The 17913-nt window shown below is 43.5% G+C and carries 15 protein-coding genes; 8 read left to right on the top strand and 7 right to left on the bottom strand.

What is annotated here, in order from left to right; genetic code table 11:
- Positions 1-195: 195 nt before the first annotated feature.
- The 4 genes from ACQY73_RS08265 to ACQY73_RS08250 all read right to left on the bottom strand — a co-directional run bounded on the left by ACQY73_RS08265 (position 196) and on the right by ACQY73_RS08250 (position 4829).
- Positions 196-1023 (bottom strand): helix-turn-helix domain-containing protein, encoded by an 828-nt coding sequence (locus ACQY73_RS08265; protein ID WP_428664048.1) that lies wholly within the window; start codon positions 1021-1023, stop codon positions 196-198.
- Between the two features lie 36 nt (positions 1024-1059).
- On the bottom strand, positions 1060-2331 hold the full coding sequence (locus ACQY73_RS08260) for a metallophosphoesterase (protein ID WP_428664045.1): 1272 nt from the start codon (positions 2329-2331) through the stop codon (positions 1060-1062).
- Positions 2332-2397: 66 nt separating this feature from the next.
- On the bottom strand, positions 2398-3369 hold the full coding sequence (locus tag ACQY73_RS08255) for an alpha/beta hydrolase (protein ID WP_428664042.1): 972 nt from the start codon (positions 3367-3369) through the stop codon (positions 2398-2400).
- 8 nt (positions 3370-3377) lie between these two features.
- The gene (locus tag ACQY73_RS08250) at positions 3378-4829 is read right to left on the bottom strand and encodes an SDR family NAD(P)-dependent oxidoreductase (protein WP_428664039.1); all 1452 of its coding nucleotides are present in this window, start codon (positions 4827-4829) and stop codon (positions 3378-3380) included.
- A gap of 294 nt (positions 4830-5123) precedes the next feature.
- Between ACQY73_RS08250 and ACQY73_RS08245 the strand changes: the two genes are divergently transcribed.
- Complete coding sequence (locus ACQY73_RS08245; RefSeq protein WP_428664036.1) at positions 5124-6020, top strand: helix-turn-helix transcriptional regulator; 897 nt, start codon at positions 5124-5126, stop codon at positions 6018-6020.
- A 358-nt stretch (positions 6021-6378) separates the two neighbouring features.
- Positions 6379-8178, top strand: coding sequence for a serine hydrolase (locus ACQY73_RS08240; protein WP_428664034.1), 1800 nt, complete (start codon positions 6379-6381; stop codon positions 8176-8178).
- A 287-nt stretch (positions 8179-8465) separates the two neighbouring features.
- On the opposite strand, the gene ACQY73_RS08235 is transcribed toward ACQY73_RS08240, so the two are convergent.
- The gene (locus ACQY73_RS08235) at positions 8466-9308 is read right to left on the bottom strand and encodes a GNAT family N-acetyltransferase (RefSeq protein ID WP_428664032.1); all 843 of its coding nucleotides are present in this window, start codon (positions 9306-9308) and stop codon (positions 8466-8468) included.
- Positions 9309-9453: 145 nt separating this feature from the next.
- Between ACQY73_RS08235 and ACQY73_RS08230 the strand changes: the two genes are divergently transcribed.
- From ACQY73_RS08230 to ACQY73_RS08215, 4 genes are all read left to right on the top strand, one after another.
- Positions 9454-10191 (top strand): phytanoyl-CoA dioxygenase family protein, encoded by a 738-nt coding sequence (locus tag ACQY73_RS08230; RefSeq protein ID WP_428664029.1) that lies wholly within the window; start codon positions 9454-9456, stop codon positions 10189-10191.
- A 253-nt stretch (positions 10192-10444) separates the two neighbouring features.
- Positions 10445-11467, top strand: coding sequence for a 3-dehydro-L-gulonate 2-dehydrogenase (yiaK, locus tag ACQY73_RS08225; protein WP_428664026.1), 1023 nt, complete (start codon positions 10445-10447; stop codon positions 11465-11467).
- A gap of 290 nt (positions 11468-11757) precedes the next feature.
- The gene (locus ACQY73_RS08220; protein WP_428664024.1) at positions 11758-14202 is read left to right on the top strand and encodes a TonB-dependent receptor domain-containing protein; all 2445 of its coding nucleotides are present in this window, start codon (positions 11758-11760) and stop codon (positions 14200-14202) included.
- 14 nt (positions 14203-14216) lie between these two features.
- Positions 14217-14801, top strand: coding sequence for a DUF1349 domain-containing protein (locus ACQY73_RS08215; protein ID WP_428664021.1), 585 nt, complete (start codon positions 14217-14219; stop codon positions 14799-14801).
- Positions 14802-14940: 139 nt separating this feature from the next.
- Here the strand turns inward: ACQY73_RS08215 and ACQY73_RS08210 are convergent, their stop codons facing one another.
- Positions 14941-15435: a hypothetical protein gene (locus ACQY73_RS08210; protein WP_428664018.1), complete on the bottom strand. Its 495-nt coding sequence runs from the start codon at positions 15433-15435 to the stop codon at positions 14941-14943.
- A gap of 24 nt (positions 15436-15459) precedes the next feature.
- Complete coding sequence (locus ACQY73_RS08205) at positions 15460-16008, bottom strand: RNA polymerase sigma factor (RefSeq protein ID WP_428664015.1); 549 nt, start codon at positions 16006-16008, stop codon at positions 15460-15462.
- Between the two features lie 180 nt (positions 16009-16188).
- On the opposite strand from ACQY73_RS08205, the gene ACQY73_RS08200 reads away from it, so the two are divergent.
- A complete protein-coding gene (locus tag ACQY73_RS08200; RefSeq protein WP_428664013.1) occupies positions 16189-16527 on the top strand; it encodes a DUF6249 domain-containing protein in 339 nt (112 codons plus the stop codon).
- 169 nt (positions 16528-16696) lie between these two features.
- Positions 16697-17848: a TlpA family protein disulfide reductase gene (locus ACQY73_RS08195; RefSeq protein ID WP_428664010.1), complete on the top strand. Its 1152-nt coding sequence runs from the start codon at positions 16697-16699 to the stop codon at positions 17846-17848.
- Positions 17849-17913: the final 65 nt, after the last annotated feature.

Raw genomic sequence — 17913 nt, 5'->3', positions numbered from 1 at the left:
AGTTCATCTTTAATTACAAGTGATTGTCTCGGAAAATGGTAAGTTAGTCCATATGAGAATTGGGAGCCGTAACGCAATTACAATGCTGATTATCATAGTGGATAGATTGAGCGCTACACGCTTGCCACCAACAGCTGCATTGCCGCAACTCATTGCCCATTTATTTATCAGACGGTTTCTTGACCTGCGCAATCTCTATCTGAGATGTACATAATTGGATTGGGCTGCTTCCGTCGGCGCATATCCGAATTGTTTTTTGAAGGCAAACGAAAAATGGGAAAGGTTTTCAAAGCCCGTTTCGTAGCAAGCCTCAATCGGTTTTACTTTCCGTTCGGCAATCTGATAGTGGGCCAGTTCCAATCGTTTTTGGGTAAGCCATTTTTGGGGCGTGGTGTTAAAGGCTCTTTTGAAGTCACGCTTGAAAGTGGTTAAACTTCGGCCCGTCAGGTAGCCAAATTTTTCGATGGGCATATTGAACATGTAGTTTTTCTCCATGTAGCTGATTAAATCCACTTTGTACGGGTCGTCAAAATTGGCCAATACGCTGTCCACTTCGGGGTCGATGGCTCTTAAAATACTGATTGCTTCGGTGATTTTCAACGAGGCCAAATTTTCGGGAAAGGAGCCTTGCAATTCAAAATAGGGAATCAAAGAAGTAAGGCAACTCTCCAGTAAAGGGTGGTTGCTGAAACTGCGAATTTTGGGAACTGCTGCCATTTTGGTTTTTATCTCAATGGTACTGTAAAAATCCCTCAGAATTTTGGTCGTCAACAGCATCACTACGGTTTTGTGGGGTAAACCGTCTTTGGGATAATTGATGATGGTGGCGGGCTTGTTTCTCGGAATCAGAAAAATATCACCCGTTTTAAAGCGGTGGGTGGCTTCTGCCTGCACGATTTTTGTTTCGCCGGAAATGAACCACACGAGCATGTGCTGGTCAAACACAATTTCAGATTTGAAAAAGTGATCCTCGTAGCAGGAAAGTTTTATTTCAGGGGTTAAATAGTTCGATACGTGTTCCATATTTCAATGCTGTTTCTAATCAGGGTTAAATCAATATTACGCTCTTACCAGTTCAAAGATAGTTATTTCGGGAGGCATACCCACGCGTCCGGGAAATCCTAAATACCCAAATCCACGGTTGACGTATAACTGCTGATCGCCTTTTTGGTACAATCCCGCCCATTGTTTGTATTGCCATTGGGCCGGTGAGTAGGTTTTGCCGCCCACGTTAATGCCTAATTGCAACCCGTGGGTATGCCCGCTGAACATCACATCAATGTCGGTATAGCGGCTGTTTACTTCCATGTCCCAATGTGTGGGGTCGTGGCTCAGTAAGAGTTTGACCGAAGCTTCACTTGTGCCCACCATTGCCCGTTGTAAGTTACCATTATTGGGAAAAATAGACTCGTTCGCTGAGATGTTTTCGACACCAATGATGGCCAATTTTTCACCCCCCAGCTTGATAATTCGATGGTCGTCTGTCAGCAAGTCGTAACCCAGTACTTTATGTGCCTGCTTTACGTTTTCCAGGTTCTGTTTTTTGGCTTGAGGGCTTGGCCAGCCTGCATAAGCACCGTAGTCATGGTTGCCAAGGGTGCTGTAAACACCCAACGGCGCTTTTATTTTAGCAAACAGGTCAACGTAATCGTTTACTTCATTGGCTCGGTCGTTTACCAGATCGCCCGTAAAAAATACCATATCGGGTTTTTGTTTCAAGAGCAGCTCTACGCCTCCTTTCACGGCGGTTTTGTTAAAGAAAGAACCCGAATGAATGTCTGAGATTTGCCCGATGGTCATGCCTTCAAACGGCCGGGGAAGATTTTTTAGGGCCAGTCTCACACGACGAATGCGGTAATCATGCGCCCCCGACAAAAGGCCCCACGTTAAGGCGGTTGCCGGAAGGGATGCCGCGACTAACGCTGTTTTCATCAAAAATTCCGATCGCGTGAGGGTAGGGCTGCTTTCGATGAGGGTGTTTGCTGTTTCATGGCCGGAAAATAATTTCCCTTTTGTCCAAGTGAAAAAACGGATCACATCATCAAGAAAAATGAACAGGATTGAAAACAGCTTTGAGCCGTAAACAGTGAACACACTGAATAGAAGGGCCGTTCGCAGCTTACGCCCTAAGGTGTCAGGGTCAGCAAAATTGTATATCCATAAACCCGAGATAGTCATTGCTGTGATGCCCCAAAAAATCCATTTGACAATCTGCTGAGTTTGCGCGGTATTGTTTTGAAAAACCACTTTTACCGCCTGCCATACATACCAATCCATGAGCAGTAACAGGCAGGTGAGAAGGGGAATGACGATGTATTTGCTTGCTGTCATTGTTGAAAACGATGTTTGATAAAGGAAGAGCAGTTATTTCTTTCTGCTCTTCCTGAGGGATACGAATCAATTTTTTGAATAAATGTACTTGTCGACATGGTCGCTGTAAGAAGTCAACAGAAATGCCCAAGCTTCTTTGCTTATTTCCAACGTAGGAAACATCACTTCAAAGGCGTGGTAGCAACCTTCAAACAGCTTAAAAGTTACGGGAACGGCTGCCTGTTTGAGATTTTCTACATAGGCAATGGTTTCGTCTCGGAAAGGTTCTAAGTCACCAACAAACGTAATGGCAGGCGGCAACTGAGAATAATCCTTGGCCCTGGCGGGTGCTGCGTAAGCAGGGATTTCTTTTCGATGTACATGCAGGTCTCGTAAGTAGGCAGACCAACCCATTTTATTGGCGTTGGAATTCCACCCGGCAGAGTTATTGTCTCTGGCCGATTCAGTGTCTTGTCTGTCGTCGAGCATGGGATAAATCGGAATCTGAAACGCAAGTTTTACATCCTGCGTGTCGGTGGCTTTTAAGGTAACGGCGGCGGCAATGCCACCGCCGGCGCTATGCCCGGCGACAATCAATTTATCAGGAATAATGCCTAATGAGGCGGTATTTTCGTTCATCCACAACAGCGTATCGTAGCAATCATTAAAAGGGGCAGGATAAGGGGCATCAAAAGCCTTGCGATAATCGGGAGCTATGATGATACAGGGTTTTGCATCAATATAGTTTTTGAAAATGGCAAGGTAATCTTCCGGAGTGCCCATAATCAGCCCTCCGCCGTGAATGTAAAGCATTCCGGGGAGGTTGCCGACGTAGTGGCAGGGCTTGAATATTCTCACCCGTATTTCGGGGCCGCCGTTCCTGCTTGGTATGTATCTTTCTTCGCAGTGCAATCCTTCTATATTTTTTCCTTTCGACCGGGCACTGTTGGCATTCAGCAATCTGACGCCTACGCTGTTCATCAGCAACCGTGATGACAATTTCATTAGTGCATAATTGGGTTGCAGTTCTTTGTGGTGCATTTCTTTCGTTACTCTCATGGCAGTTGTTAGTTAGAAGTGATTAAATCTTTTAAGCCGTTTGGAAAAAATGCTTCCACAAATGGAATGGTATTCAGGAATTCCCGGTGGCAGGTAATTTTCCCCTCTTTTGAGGTTACATGGCCCATGTATAATTGCTTATAGCTTTTTCCATTTGCCAAAACAGCTTCGCTTTCATATTCGGCAATGGCCTCGGTAGGCGTTTCCAAAATGATTTTGATGCTTGTAAAATGAAAGTTGGGGGCATTTTGCAGAAGCCCCTGCATGGTGGCTTCTATGGCTGCTGCGCCCGTGATTTTTGACGGCATCCCCAATGATTCAACGTAAGGAGCATCTATGTAACCGTCTTCGGCAAAAAAGGAAGCAGTTGCTTTTGGATTACCGGCACTTACGCTTTCCAGATACTCTTTCAGCAGGGCGGAGGCAGATTTTGTTTCTTGCCCTGAATTTTCAATGGTTGTGGGATTATTGATTTGAAATGGTATTCCCGTCCATTTTTCGCTTACTTCCCACAGACGTTTCGCGTTGGCTTCGTCCAATGAATAAGATGCTACGCCGCCCGGCAGAGAAGCATCATGAGATAATTCGGCGATATCGGCATCTTCGCAATACACCCCGCCCAGGTCGTTGAGCAGTGGGCTGGTGGCACACCACACGGTGGTGGCCGCTCCCTGCGGAATTGTTTTCAGCGATGCTGCCACTTCGGGCAGGATATTTCCCGCAGCATCGCAAAAGCCCATTTGCTGAAACAACGCTATCGGAGCCTCTCTTCCTAATTCGGTTCCGTTGATAGAGCCAGGGTGCAGCGAAAAGGCTCTTACATTGAATGCTTTGCCGCGATGGTCCAGTTCAAGGGCAAAAAGATTGCTTGCCGTTTTGGATTGTCCATACCCTTGCAAGGTTTCATAGTTGCGGTGATGGAAATTGGGGTCTTCAAAATCGAACGAAGCAAACCGATGGCCGTCGGAGGATACATTAATGACTCTTGCTCCATTCGCCTTTATCAGAGCAGGCCACACTCTTGCCGTAAGTTGAAACTGCGCCAGATAATTGGTTGCCAACTGCGATTCGATGCCCCGGCTGTCTCTGCGCAGCGGAACCCACATAATGCCCGCATTGTGAATAAGTAAATGCAGCGGTCTGCCGGATGCCAAGAATTTTTCGGCAAAGGCATCAATGGAATCTGGATTCATTAGGTCCATTGTTTCCAATTCGACATTGGCGATGCCTGCCAAATTTTTCTTTGCTTTTTCAACATCTCGGGCGGGCACGATGACGGTTGCTCCTGCGGCGGCAAGGGTTTTGGCGGTTTCCAGGCCGATGCCCGTGTTTCCACCCGTTACGATGGCAATTTTCCCTGTGAGGTCAATGCCTTTGATGACATCATTGGTTGTTGATGCGGCGTTAAATCCCGAACCTATCGGTTTCTGTAACGCTCCCTGATCATTGTTCTGTCCCATTTTTTCAGTTGTTTTTTGTTGAGACAAAGGTAGAAGGCGTTTTTCTGACAGACTTTGTTTAAAAGACCGAATTTACTTTGTTGAGAGGGTCATTTTTCAATCGAACTTTAGAGGTAATTTAAGAGTCTTGTGTGGATTTATTTATCAGGCCGCTTCTTGCCACTCATCATAAATCTCTTCCTCACGTGCAGCTAAGTGCTTTAATTTGAAAGTTATAGACACCTCCTGCGTCAGTGTGACGAGTTGAGGAAATGATAGCTTGATTTTGCAAACGTAAACGCGTACCCAATTCCCATGGTGCATTTGTCGGAAGAAACTCGAAATACCATAGATTCCATCAAATACGATGATAATCTGTTGGTTGTCTCTTCGCTGAAAGGATTTTATTATCCCGTAAAATCGCAGGGATTTGCCATTAAATACGTGATGGACGGTGTGGAAAGATACACGTTGAACGGTTGCCAATTTCCGGTCGGAGCGGGGAAGTATTTGCTGTCGAACGGAGTAAGTGAAGGACATGTCGAAATTGAAGAAAATCAATACGTAACAGGTATTTGCGTCAATATTGTCCCGGAATTGTTGGCAGAAGTGGTGGCAAGTCAGTGCCGACCCGATACGGCTTTTATGGATGCTTCATTGGGGCAGTTTTTCAGTACCGGGCTATTTTTGGAACAACAATATGATGCCGCTTCCACGCACCTCGGCGCGATTTTGCGCAGACTGCACAACGCTGTTTTGCGAAATGAAGTAAGTCGGGAAGTCGTCAATAAAGAGTTTTTTTATACCCTTTCCGAGCAGATCATTGTCGACCAAATTCCCGTTTTTAGACAGTTGCAGGCCATTCCGAGCATTAAGCCGATCACTAAGAAAGACCTGTACAAACGGGTTTCAAGAGGGAAGGAATTGATAGATGAACTGTTTTGTCATCCCTTGACCGTTGAGGCCGTTGCCAAGGAAGCGTGTATGTCTGAATACCACTTTTTTCGCCTTTTCAAATCTGTTTTCGGGCAAACACCCAACCAATATATGATTCAGAAGCGCCTACACTATGCCTTCACATTGTTGCAAAAAGATCGGACTTCGGTATCGGAGGCCGCGTTTGCGTCGGGTTTCTCGGATATTTTTGCCTTCAGTAAGTCTTTCAAAAAGCATTTTGGCTATTCTCCTTCCAAAGCTTTCAAACTCGTCTAAACTTTCCAAGTCTTTGAGTTGGATGGTACAGACTGGGAAAGTTTTGTAGGACTCGTCTAAACTTTCCAAGTCTTTGAGTTGGATGGTACAGACATGGAAAGTTTTGTAGGACCCGTTTAAACTTTCCAAGTCTTTGAAACGAATTGTACAGACATGGAAAGTTTTGTAGGACCCGTTTAAACTTTCCAAGTCTTTGAGGTGGATGGTACAGACATGGAAAGTTTTGTAGGACCCGTCTAAACTTTCCAAGTCTTTGAGTTGGATGGTACAGACTTGGAAAGTTTGGAATTAGCAGGATTTAACAAATCGCTTCGTTTTCGGTGCCTTAGTTTTGTATACAGTTTGAAAACACAAAACGATGAAAAAAATTACGCTTCTCTTATTACTTGGGTATCGTGCTGCCGTGGCGCAACAACCTGTTGCTGATGCCCGATTTGCCGGTTTGGATACCGCTTTTGCCCGCGTGCTGAAAGACTGGAAATGTGCCGGTTTTGCCGTGGCCGTGGTCGAAAAAGACAAAGTGGTGTATGCCAAGGGGTTTGGTTACGCCGATGTGGAGAATAAAATTCCCGTGACGGAGCATACCCAATTTGCCGCCGGAAGTTGCACAAAAGCTTTCACCTGTGCGGCCTTAGGGATTTTACGCGGTGAAAACAAGTTGGATTTCAATCACCGCGTACGGGAATACCTGCCGCAATTGACGTTCTACAACGATGAAATGAACAAAAATATCACCTTGCGCGACCTCATGTGCCATCGCACCGGCCTTCCGCGACACGACGATGCCTGGGCGCTTTTTACCACCTCTTCGACCGATACATTGCTCAAAAGAATTCAGTATTTGGAACCCAATTACGGTCTACGTGAAAAATGGCAATACAATAATTTTATGTTCTTGGCTCAAGGCAAGATAGTGGAAAACCTTAGTGGAAAGTCGTACCGGGCTTTTGTAAGGGAGAAAATCTTTCAGCCTTTGGGTATTACAAATGTGAATTTTTCGGTGGATACGATGGCTGTCAATAAGGATAGAGCATTGGGCTATACGGTTACGGACGACGACAAAATACACAAGTTGGATTACTACAATTTGGACGTCATGTCGGCGGTCGGAGGTATCAATACATCGGTGAGTGAAATGGCAAAATGGGTAATGCTTTGGGTAAATAACGGCGTCTATAAAGGACAACGAATCTTGCCCGCTGACTATGTGCGCGAAGCGATGAGCTCGCAAATGGTGGTCAGAGAGGCAGTTCCTGCGGCCAATAATCCGACATTGCATTTTGAAAACTACGGCTTGGGATGGTTTCTGTCATCGTATCGGGGGCATTACCGAGTGGAGCACGGCGGCAACATCGCCGGTTTTTCGTCCAATGCCTGTTTCTTCCCAACCGACGGCGTAGGTATCGTGGTTTTCTGCAATCAGGAAGTTTCCCGCGTACCTTCCATAGTCCGAAATCTGCTCGCCGACCGAATGCTGAACGCGCCTTACAAAGATTGGCAGACCTATCTTTATTCATCAGACCAAGCGGGCAAAATGGCGGCCAAAAATGCCCAAGCTCAATTGACGGTTCAAAAACCGGCGTCGGCAAAATCGGCGCATGAATTGGACGAATACGAAGGATTCTATACGCACGGTGGCTATGGTACCTTTGAAATCACATTCCAAAATGATTCGTTATTTGCGGTGTTTCCTCAGACAAAATGGTTGTTAAAGCCTTACAATCACGACGTTTTTGATGCATTTGGCTATGATACAAAGACGAAAACAGCCGCTGATGTCAGTAGCAAACGGGTTGTTTTTAATCAAAATGCCAATGCTGAGATCGCAAGTGTGTCCATTGCTTTTGAAGCGGAATTGTTTCTGCCTATCGAATTCAGATGGAATTATAAACCTAAAAAATTGCCAAAGGCTGTGTTACAAACCTATATTGGCGAATACAATTTGAGCGGGACGAACTTGAATGTCGCTTTAAAAAATAACGATAAACTGGTTCTCACTATCCCCAATCAACCGCCTTGGGAATTGGAATCCGTTGGTAAAGGCAAATTTCGTCTGAAAGGAATAGTGGGTTATTCAGTGGCTTTTAGCCAAGATGCCTCGGAGTTATTGTTGACCCAGCCCAACGGAACATTTAGAGCACTCAGAAAAAAATCCTAAGTTTCCTATCAATCTAAAAAATATGGCAAATCAATCGCTTTTCAAATCCAATCTTTTCAAGGTATTTATGATACTGTTCATTGCCGCGTGTCTCTTTAAAATCTTCGGCAGCGGATATGATTTTGGGCAGTGGCTGCATCGAGTCACGCATTAAAAATTTCAACCGAATTCAATGATTCTCGATTAAACAATAGAACGCAGATTGTCATGATTATTAAGATAAATTCTGATAAAAAAACATACCCAATCATGAAAATTATAAAAATCTGCGTTCTATTGTTTACGTATTAATTTGTATCCAAATTCAACTCCATCTCATATTGTTTTATAAAGATTTTCAATCCGATATGGGTTAAAAAGGAGATAGTAGAAGCAGAAGATGAATCTATATTGATGAGCGAACAATCGCTTTGCAATATCTTAGAAACAGCGGAAAACAACAGACGACCTATGCCCTGATTACGGTGATTTTTGTGAACGCCAAATTGATGAATACGTTTGGAAGTGGGATTGAAAACAGCATACGCCCATAATTCATCTTGGGCAAAAAGTCCAATGGTTTGGATGTTGTCTTTGTTGTTTTCTATGGCCGGCATTGCATTTTGCCAAGTGGGTTGCCAATCCCAAAATGTGTCTAAAATAGCCCAATGTTTATTTGATAAAGCTTTGAATTTAAAAGGATTAGATATGTTTGACGGAGCAATATTTCCTTTAAAGCACGTTAGTTCGCGCACTTTTTTGAACCCAATTGCCTCATAACTTTTATAAGCTTTGGTATTTTCACTAATGACTTCGAGTTGAATTTTTGCAAATTGTTCCTGTCGCAATAGCGGTAAAATGAAAGCATACATTTGTTGGGTCAGTCGTTGCCCTCTCATTTCGGGAATGACGCCCGTCCCTGCATTGTAGGCAACTTTTGGGGAAGGATGAATTCCGTGAAGAATAAATCCGACGAGTTTGTCACTTTCAAAAGCTCCGGCAGAATACTTTAGGTGAATATTTTCAACCTGCATTTTGGTTGCCAATTGCTCTTTGGTGAGCTTGAACGGAACCAAATAATCAGCAAAAGACCGATTGAATACGTCAGTGATTTCGTCAATGGAAGTATGTTCCAGCGTTTGAAGGGTCATTGAAAAGAAGTTGTGTACATATAGACGGTTGCGGTGTCGAAAATAGTGATAAAGTTCAAAAACCAGTGAATATAAAGGTAGAAACACTTCTTACCTTATTTCTACCTTTGTACCCTATCTCGTTCAACGCTTATCACTATTTACAATGCTTACGAAAGAAGAAATTGAACTTTTAGATACCAACGGTTATCTCAACTTAGGTCAATTGTTGACATCCGAGCAAGTGGAACAGATCAATGACCGCTTGGCTGAATTAATGGACTCGGAAGGAGAGAATGCCGGGGCAGAATTGGCGGAATCAAAATACATCCGTCACCCGAAAGAAGAAGGAGCCGACCGTCTGGCCGATTTAGTCAATAAAGGCCCTGTTTTTGATGTCTTTTACACGCATCCGCGCGTTTTGGCGGGAATCGAAGCTGTTTTAGGACAGGAATACAAATTGTCATCTCTCAACTATAGAGCCGCTAAACCTGGGAAAGGACATCAAAAACTGCATGTTGATTGGAAAAATACGGCGGTGAACGGTACCTATAAAGTCTGCAACAGTATTTGGCTTTTGGACGATTTTACCGAGCATAACGGTTCAACCCGAATCGTTCCCAAAACGCATAAAATAAGCCTGTTGCCCGATGAAGCAATGACTGACCCGAATGAAAAACATCCCGACGAAATTCGTATTATTGCCCCCGCCGGGTCGGTATTTATTTTTAACTCGCATGTATGGCACGGCGGTACCACCAATCAAACCGACCACGACCGACGCAGCATTCACAGTTATTTTTGTACAAGGGAACAACCGCAGCAAATTGACCAAAAGAAGTATATCACCCAAGAAACGCTACAACGGATCGGCGAAAAAGGGAAGCGTATTTTGGATGTGTAAGAGAAGAATCAATAATTGATCTTTTAGGTTCTTGCTTCGGATTAATCTGAACAATAGATTTAATTTGGTGAGCTCTTACTTTTCTTGCTTGCCCAAGAAAAGTAACGCAACGGCGAACCGTCAAAAGAAGGGCAGCCTGTCCAAAGCTTCTCACGCACAACCTTCGCGCACCACGTTGGACAGGCACACCTCGCGCGCAAGGAATTGTTAGTCAGTGATTTGTAATGTTTAAGAAAGTTCTAAATAGAAATATATGCCGAGTCCCCGACCCCTCACTATTTCTGCGGAAAAAATGCAGAAAACGTTGAAAAATATCCTTTTAAAACTCCGATTTCCGAAGAAAAGAGCCGAAGAATGTGCCGCCATTTTTACGCAGAACAGCATTGACGGTATTTATACCCATGGTATCAATCGCTTTCCGCGTTTTGTGCAATACATTCAAAAAGGCTATGTAATTCCCGATGCCAAGCCTACCCGTACACACCGTTTTGCAGGGGTTGAACAATGGAATGGCAATTTGGGAGCAGGGCCTTCAAATGCCATTTTTGCTACCGAACGAGCGATGAAATTGGCTGAAAAATATGGTATTGGCTGTGTTGCCTTAGCACATACTAACCACTGGATGCGGGGCGGTGCGTACGGTTGGCAAGCGGCCAAAGCGGGTTTTACGTTCATCGGTTGGACAAATACCACCGCGAATATGCCTGCCTGGGGAGCAACCAATCCGAAATTGGGGAATAATCCCCTCGTTTTTGCCGCCCCCTACGGCAACGAAGCCATTGTGTTGGATATGGCCATGTCGCAGTATTCCTTTGGAGCGATGGAATTGGCCGTTTTGAAAAATGAAAAACTATCCGTGGTCGGGGGCTATGACAAAGAAGGAAATTTGACCAACGAACCCGATTTGATATTGGAGTCGTGGCGGTCGTTGCCGGTAGGCTTTTGGAAGGGTGCAGGGCTTTCTTTTTTATTGGATGTTTTAGCAGCCATTTTATCCAATGGATTAGCCACGCACGAAATCAGTCAAAAACCCGCAGAAATGGCTTGCTCGCAGGTGTTTATTGCGATAGATATGTCAAAATTGGCCAATGCTTCGAGTATTTCGAGCACGATTGACGCTATCATTGAGGATTATAAAACGTCGATTCCCATCAAAGAGCAGGGTAAAATAAGTTACCCAAGCGAGCGGGTTTTAGCGACGAGGCATAAGAATAGCCAAGAAGGAATTCCTGTATTGGAAAGCGTTTGGCAGGAGGTTTCAAGCTTTTTAGAATGATTTTGGTTTTGTGGACACAGAGTTACACGGAGTACTGCACAGAGTATCACAGAGGTTATTTGAAAAAGAATTTCTTGGCTCTGTGGAACTCTGTGCAGTACTCCGTGTAACTCTGTGTTAAAATTTTTGTCACACTCTACCCATTTATTGTATACTCAACTCAAGATTCACCTTAGCACGTATTTCCTGCGCTTCATCCATTAATAAAGGTCATTAAAACCTCAGTTTGTTTTTTTAGGCGATGCTTGCGGGTACCTTTGCAAACTTTTTCAACCAATCCATTACAGCCCATGATTCAACGCTACACTTCTGCTTTTGCAGCTTTTCTATTGTTTATTCTATCTCAATCTCTTTTCGCTCAAACCTTTAAAATCACGGGGATTATTCATGACTCCGGGCAAAAACCGCTTGATGGAACCGTAGTGTCACTGCTCAAAGCCAAAGATTCCTCCTTTGTCAAAGCGGCTGTTTCGGAATCCAACGGCCAATTTGAGTTGTTGAATATCAAACCGGAAACGTATCGGTTGATGGTGAGCAATATAGGGTTTCAAAAATACATCAGTATTCCTTTTACCGTTTTTCAAACTGATGTGGCGCTGCCGACAATAAACTTACAGGAAGAAAACAAGACCTTGGCCGAAGTAAAAGTAACGGGCAAAAAGCCGTTTGTCGAAACCAAAATTGACCGAACAGTTGTGAATGTGGATGCCTTGATCGGTAATGCCGGTTCCAATGCGCTGGAAGTTTTGGAAAAATCGCCCGGTATCGCCGTGGATCAAAACGGTGGTATTCGATTGAAAGGGAAGTCGGGCGTGGTGGTGTTTGTGGATGATAAACCTACCTATTTGTCAGCCGATGATTTGGCCAATTACCTGAAATCATTGCCTGCCGGCTCGGTCGAAACCATTGAGATCATGCCCAATCCACCTGCCAAATACGACGCAGCGGGCAATGCCGGCGTGATTAACATTCGTATGAAACGGAATGTGTTGAAAGGCTTCAACGGTGGTATCAATTTAAGCTACGGGCAGGGCGTTTATAAGCGCACCAACAACAGCCTTAATTTCAATTATCGCATCAACAAATTTAACTTCTTTTCCAACGCGAGCGTCAACCAAAACAACATGTATCAGGATCTTACGATTTGGCGACGTTATTATAATGCCACGGGTGCTTATACTTCGGCCTTTACGCAAAACTCTTACATTCAGCGCAATTTTGGAGGCAATAACCTGAAAGTTGGGTTTGATTATTACGCTTCTAAAAAAGCAACGTTTGGGGTAGTTTTGAACGGGTTTTACAATCCGTCGTTGGTCAACGTGACTAACAAAGCCAAGGTATTGAACGCCTCCAATGAAGTAACAAGTTTGGTGGAAGCCATCAGCCCCACCAACAAAACGTGGACAAACGGCAGTATCAACTTCAACTATGCCTACAAATTTGACAGCACGGGAAAAGAGCTAACGACAAACGTAGATTACATTCACTATCAATCGAAAAGTAACCAAACACTGACCAACACGCTGTTGGACCCGCAGAATAAGTTTGTCAGTCAATCAGTTTTGCTTTCTTCATTTCCCACCACCATCGACATCAGTACGGCTAAAATTGATTACGTTAATCCGTTGAGCAGCGGCGGAAAATTTGAAACAGGCTTGAAAACAAGCTTTATTGGTACGGGAAACGTTGCCGACTTTTTTGATGTACTCGACGGAAAGCCCTCGCCCAATTATGAGTTTACCAACAATTTCAACTACAACGAAAACATCAACGCCGGATATTTGAATTATTCAAGAGACTTCAAGCGACTGTCGGTACAGGCGGGGCTTCGGTTTGAAAATACCAATATCAAAGGCCATCAATTGGGAAACAAACAAACCAAAGACTCCACGTTTACCCGAAAATACAACAACCTGTTTCCGACGGTTTACCTGCAATACCGCATGGATACGACCGGTACGCATCAATTGGGTTTCTCGTTCGGCCGTCGGATCGACCGACCTAATTATCAGGACATGAACCCGTTCTCGTATCCGCTCGACCGCTTCACGTACTACGGTGGCAATCCGTTTTTACAGCCGACGTTTTCGTACAATTTAGAGCTGTCGCACACCTTTAAAAACAAGATCACGACCACGTTACAATACAGCATTGCTAAAAATGTGATTTCGGAAACCAACGAGCAGCGAGGCACGATTTACTACAGCCGCCCGGGCAATTTCGGCCAACGGATTTCGTACGGAATTTCGGTCAATGGCAGTTTTCAACCTGCCAAGTGGTGGACCATCAATGTCTATACCGAGTACATCAGCAATGGTTTCAAAGCTACATTATACGGTCAAAAGTTAGACGAGTCGCGGTTTTATTGGGCGTTCATTCCTACCAATCAATTTCAGATCAATAGCTCGTGGTCGGCCGAATTGGCAGGTTCGTACCAAACTAAATTTTTACTGGGACAATTGCTGATCTATCCGATTGGCTCGGTGCGGGCAGGTTTAGCCAAGAAAATGTGGAAGAATCAGGGGACGATCAAGCTTAACGTCAGCGATGTATTTTATACCAATCAAATCAAGGGAGACATTCGCAATATCGCCAATGCGTCGGCCAATTGGTTCAGTTATTTAGATTCGCGCGTGGTGACATTGTCACTTTCATATCGTTTCAACAAAGGTAAATCGCTGAATGTAAGGCAGACGGGTGGCTCTGACAGTGAGAAAAGTCGTGTAAAGAGTTAAAAAATGTTAGTAAAATGATAGATTTTTCTGTATTCCGTTGGCAGAATCCACCGCAAAAGTTTGAGGTAGCCAACAATCGCGTCAGCATCAGAACTGAGCCGAAAACCGATTTTTGGCAACGAACCTATTATGGATTTCAAAATGATAATGCTCCGGCGTTTTTGCGGAGCATTGCCGAAGATTTTACGTTTACGATCAAAACAACCTTTGATTCACACACCCAATTTGACCAATGTGGCGTTATCATTTACCAAGACAGCGACAATTGGTTCAAAGCATCCATTGAATATGAAAATGAACACATAGCCCGTTTGGGCAGCGTCGTAACCAATTTAGGGTATTCAGATTGGGCCACAACCGATATTTCTGCCGAAGTGCGTACCATGTGGTATCGACTGTCGCGGCGCGGTTCGGATTTTTTGATTGAAAATTCAGAAGATGGTGAAGGATTCGGGCAAATGCGCATTTTTCATTTGCACCAACCGCTGCCCGAAGTACATTTTGGAGTGTATGCGTGTAGTCCGCTGGAGTCAAGTTTTGAGGCAGTTTTTACCGATTTTCGTTTGACAGAATCGACATGGCAGGCGCATCCGCTGTGAGTTTTGAACTGAAATGGGTATTGCGTGAGAGAGAGCCGGCGGTGCTGAGATCGAAGAGTATTGTGTAAAAGCTAACAAATCAATAGCAAAAAAGAATTTTCGACTTTAGGGGTTTTCAGAGCGCCAACTTGGAAAGCCTTTACGTGATTTTCAACGTTTTGTATCTCAAAAAATAGTCGAGCAGCAAAAGGGTACAGATAGCAAACAACCCCAACGCATACGTAGATGGAATGGAAGTGAGCGCACGCGAAAGTTCGGTTAAATTCTGAACCGGCGTTGGTGATTGGGGAGATTGGGCAATCGTCGGGTTAGGTGTTTTCCAAAAATAAGCTATCAGTCCAATCAGTGAAGTGACTATTGCTGCGGCGTAATACCAAGCTTTTTGGGGAATAATTGGCGCGTACACCGTTTTAGAGGCGGCTGTTTTGGCCATTATTGTTTTTGTAAAATCAATCGAAGGCGTTTCTAACGCATGACGTTGCAACAACGTCTGAAGCTTCGGTTCAAACGCCATAGACTGCGCTGCTTCGGCTTCGATTTGCTGCATGATCTTCTCCGTAAAGCGGAGCGAAGGTGTATCCAACTCGGCTTTACGGATCAGTTTTTTAAAAGATTCTTCGCCTGTATTTTCCATGTTACGTCTGTGTCTAATTCAAATTTACATCAAAAATCGTAACGATTGTTCTAATTTCTTTCGGGCTCGAAACAGCCTTATCTTGATATTTTCGGCCGTTAAACCCGTAATTTCCTGAATTTCTTTGACCGAATTTTCTTCCAAATAATACAACGTTACCAACAGCGCTTCTATTTTGGGCAATCGTTGGATGGCTTCGCGCACGTATTTTTGCTGCTCGGCTGCTTCCATTGTTTCGCTTTGGGGTGTGAGCGAATCGGGCGCATAATTCTCGGCGATTTCATCCGTCATCGAATACGTTTCTAAGGTGTTTTCCTGCTGTTTGGAAATAGCCGTTCGGTACACGATCGTGTACAGCCAAGTCGAAAACTTTGATTTTCCTTCAAAAGTGTGAATTTGGCGGTACGCCTTTATGAAACTTTCCTGCGCTATATCTTCGGCGTCGGCTTCGTTATCCATGATTTTCAGGGCAATCGTGTACGCCATGTACTTGTATTTATCCACCAAAAAAGCAAAGGCCGCGTGGTCGCCTTTTAGAATTCTGTCGATATAGAGTTGGTCATGATGTTTCATTACAAACAATGAGACAGGCTTTTTCGGAAGAGGGTTACAAAAATAATTCAGTTTATTGCTTCTTACCCGGTTTGGCCTACATCATTCCAAGAGTTATTTTTCAAATAATTTTCTGAAAGTTTTGTAACCGATTCTCTTAAATACCTGTCACATGAGCATAAACCAATAAAATAAAAGATCATGGACGAGATATTAAGGGATTGTATTGTTTCGCTTATGGCCATTTTGGCCATTTCAGGGATTCTGTATGTGTTCCTGATGACACGCCACCGGGAGCGTATGGCATTGATGGAGCGGGGGCTGTCGCCGGATGAATTCAGTAATAAGAAAAATATATTCCGTGCAACTTTACGCTATGGATTGTTGGGGGTAGGTATTGCCATCGGTCTTTTGCTGGGCAATTTCGTAGATCGGCATTTTGATGTTCCCAGAAACGCAGCTTTTATTTCTATGATCTTCTTCTTTGGCGGCATTAGTCTCATTGTCAGTTTTTTAATTGACAGAAAATTGAATGATTAAAGCTAAAACGCACTAAGTAGTTCATTAAAAATACTTTGCGTTATTTGTTTGACCCCATCCGGGGTCAGATGTTTGTAGAAAAGAGCATTACTACTACAAATATCTGACCCCGGATGGGGTCAAACAAATACCAAATACATCAAACTATTTTAACCAATGTACTTAAATCATGAAAAAGCTAAAAAGAATTCTCACGGTTATTTCACTGATTGTCTTGCTTGCCATCGGTATTTCAACGATTAATAATCGTATGGGCAACTGCAAAATTGAAGGGAATATTAGAGGTTTGGGAACCTGCCTTGCGTTTGTGTCGGGTGGAACAAATTCTCACAAAAGCAATTTCTTTAAATTGATTTTAGTATGGAACGACCGTTTTTCATTCAATGCCAAAGTAAATGAAGGGAGCGGAGGGCAGATTTTAACCCGAAGTATGTTGTTTATAAAAGCAAATGGAAGGCCACTCGGGATGCGCTCTAAGATGATAAATTTTAATGTAAACCCCGATGAACATATTTCGATTGAAGGAGAAATGAAGGCCTATTCCGTTGATTATAACGTGAAAGGCAATAAGTTGTCACAACAGCTTTCCACATTTCGTAATGCAAACTTGCCATTGCTGGAGCAGGAAGCTAAAACCCTTTTAGCAGTAGAAAAACTGGTCCATGAAGGTGCAGGCAAGGAAATCGTTGATGCTAAGTATAGAGAATTAAGTGAACTGTCGGAAAGTTATAATAACAAACGATTGGAATATGCAAAGGCACATCCGGGGGATGAACCGGCTGCCCTTTTTTTACAAAGCCAAGCTAAAGATACTATTTTGAGGTATTTTCCTTTATTATCGGAAAAAGTAAAGGGGACGGACGAAGGAAAATTGCTGCAAAAACGGATAGAGGCATGGGAGCAGGTTGAAATAGGGAAACCTATTCCTGTATTTTCAAATATTACGCTTGACGGGAAGACATTTCATTTGTCTGAATTAAAGGGGAAATATATAGTTCTTGATTTTTGGGGCTCGTGGTGTGGACCTTGTGTAAGAGGAATACCAAAAATGAAGGAATACTATAAAAAATACAGCAGCAAGCTTGAATTTGTAGGAATTGCCTGCAATGATAAAGAAGCAGATTGGAAAAAGGCAGTGGATAAATACGCACTGCCGTGGCCTCAAATCCTGAATGATGAAAAATCCGCTTTAGCGATTAAATACACCATTGAAGTATTTCCGACAAAGGTTCTGATTGATAAAAATGGAAATCTTATTAATATATTTAAAGGAGAAGGAAGTGAGTTTTATCAAAAATTAGACGACCTACTTGCCGAATAATTTTGTTCAGTTTGATTTCTGGATATTTAAATAAACAGTACGCTAAATTTTTTAAACAACAACAG

It is taken from the genome of Runella sp., assembly GCF_965279615.1.
Classification (GTDB): domain Bacteria; phylum Bacteroidota; class Bacteroidia; order Cytophagales; family Spirosomataceae; genus Runella.
Note: the sequence above shows the minus strand (reverse complement) of the source record. Positions and strands in the feature narration are given on the sequence as shown.

What these genes read in the sequence shown, in the direction of transcription:
- ACQY73_RS08265 (WP_428664048.1), bottom strand. Translation starts at nt 1,023, where the DNA reads ATGGAACACGTATCGAACTATTTAACCCCTGAAATAAAACTTTCCTGC.
- ACQY73_RS08260 (WP_428664045.1), bottom strand. Translation starts at nt 2,331, where the DNA reads ATGACAGCAAGCAAATACATCGTCATTCCCCTTCTCACCTGCCTGTTA.
- ACQY73_RS08255 (WP_428664042.1), bottom strand. Translation starts at nt 3,369, where the DNA reads ATGAGAGTAACGAAAGAAATGCACCACAAAGAACTGCAACCCAATTAT.
- ACQY73_RS08250 (WP_428664039.1), bottom strand. Translation starts at nt 4,829, where the DNA reads ATGGGACAGAACAATGATCAGGGAGCGTTACAGAAACCGATAGGTTCG.
- ACQY73_RS08245 (WP_428664036.1), top strand. Translation starts at nt 5,124, where the DNA reads ATGGTGCATTTGTCGGAAGAAACTCGAAATACCATAGATTCCATCAAA.
- ACQY73_RS08240 (WP_428664034.1), top strand. Translation starts at nt 6,379, where the DNA reads ATGAAAAAAATTACGCTTCTCTTATTACTTGGGTATCGTGCTGCCGTG.
- ACQY73_RS08235 (WP_428664032.1), bottom strand. Translation starts at nt 9,308, where the DNA reads ATGACCCTTCAAACGCTGGAACATACTTCCATTGACGAAATCACTGAC.
- ACQY73_RS08230 (WP_428664029.1), top strand. Translation starts at nt 9,454, where the DNA reads ATGCTTACGAAAGAAGAAATTGAACTTTTAGATACCAACGGTTATCTC.
- yiaK (WP_428664026.1), top strand. Translation starts at nt 10,445, where the DNA reads ATGCCGAGTCCCCGACCCCTCACTATTTCTGCGGAAAAAATGCAGAAA.
- ACQY73_RS08220 (WP_428664024.1), top strand. Translation starts at nt 11,758, where the DNA reads ATGATTCAACGCTACACTTCTGCTTTTGCAGCTTTTCTATTGTTTATT.
- ACQY73_RS08215 (WP_428664021.1), top strand. Translation starts at nt 14,217, where the DNA reads ATGATAGATTTTTCTGTATTCCGTTGGCAGAATCCACCGCAAAAGTTT.
- ACQY73_RS08210 (WP_428664018.1), bottom strand. Translation starts at nt 15,435, where the DNA reads ATGGAAAATACAGGCGAAGAATCTTTTAAAAAACTGATCCGTAAAGCC.
- ACQY73_RS08205 (WP_428664015.1), bottom strand. Translation starts at nt 16,008, where the DNA reads ATGAAACATCATGACCAACTCTATATCGACAGAATTCTAAAAGGCGAC.
- ACQY73_RS08200 (WP_428664013.1), top strand. Translation starts at nt 16,189, where the DNA reads ATGGACGAGATATTAAGGGATTGTATTGTTTCGCTTATGGCCATTTTG.
- ACQY73_RS08195 (WP_428664010.1), top strand. Translation starts at nt 16,697, where the DNA reads ATGAAAAAGCTAAAAAGAATTCTCACGGTTATTTCACTGATTGTCTTG.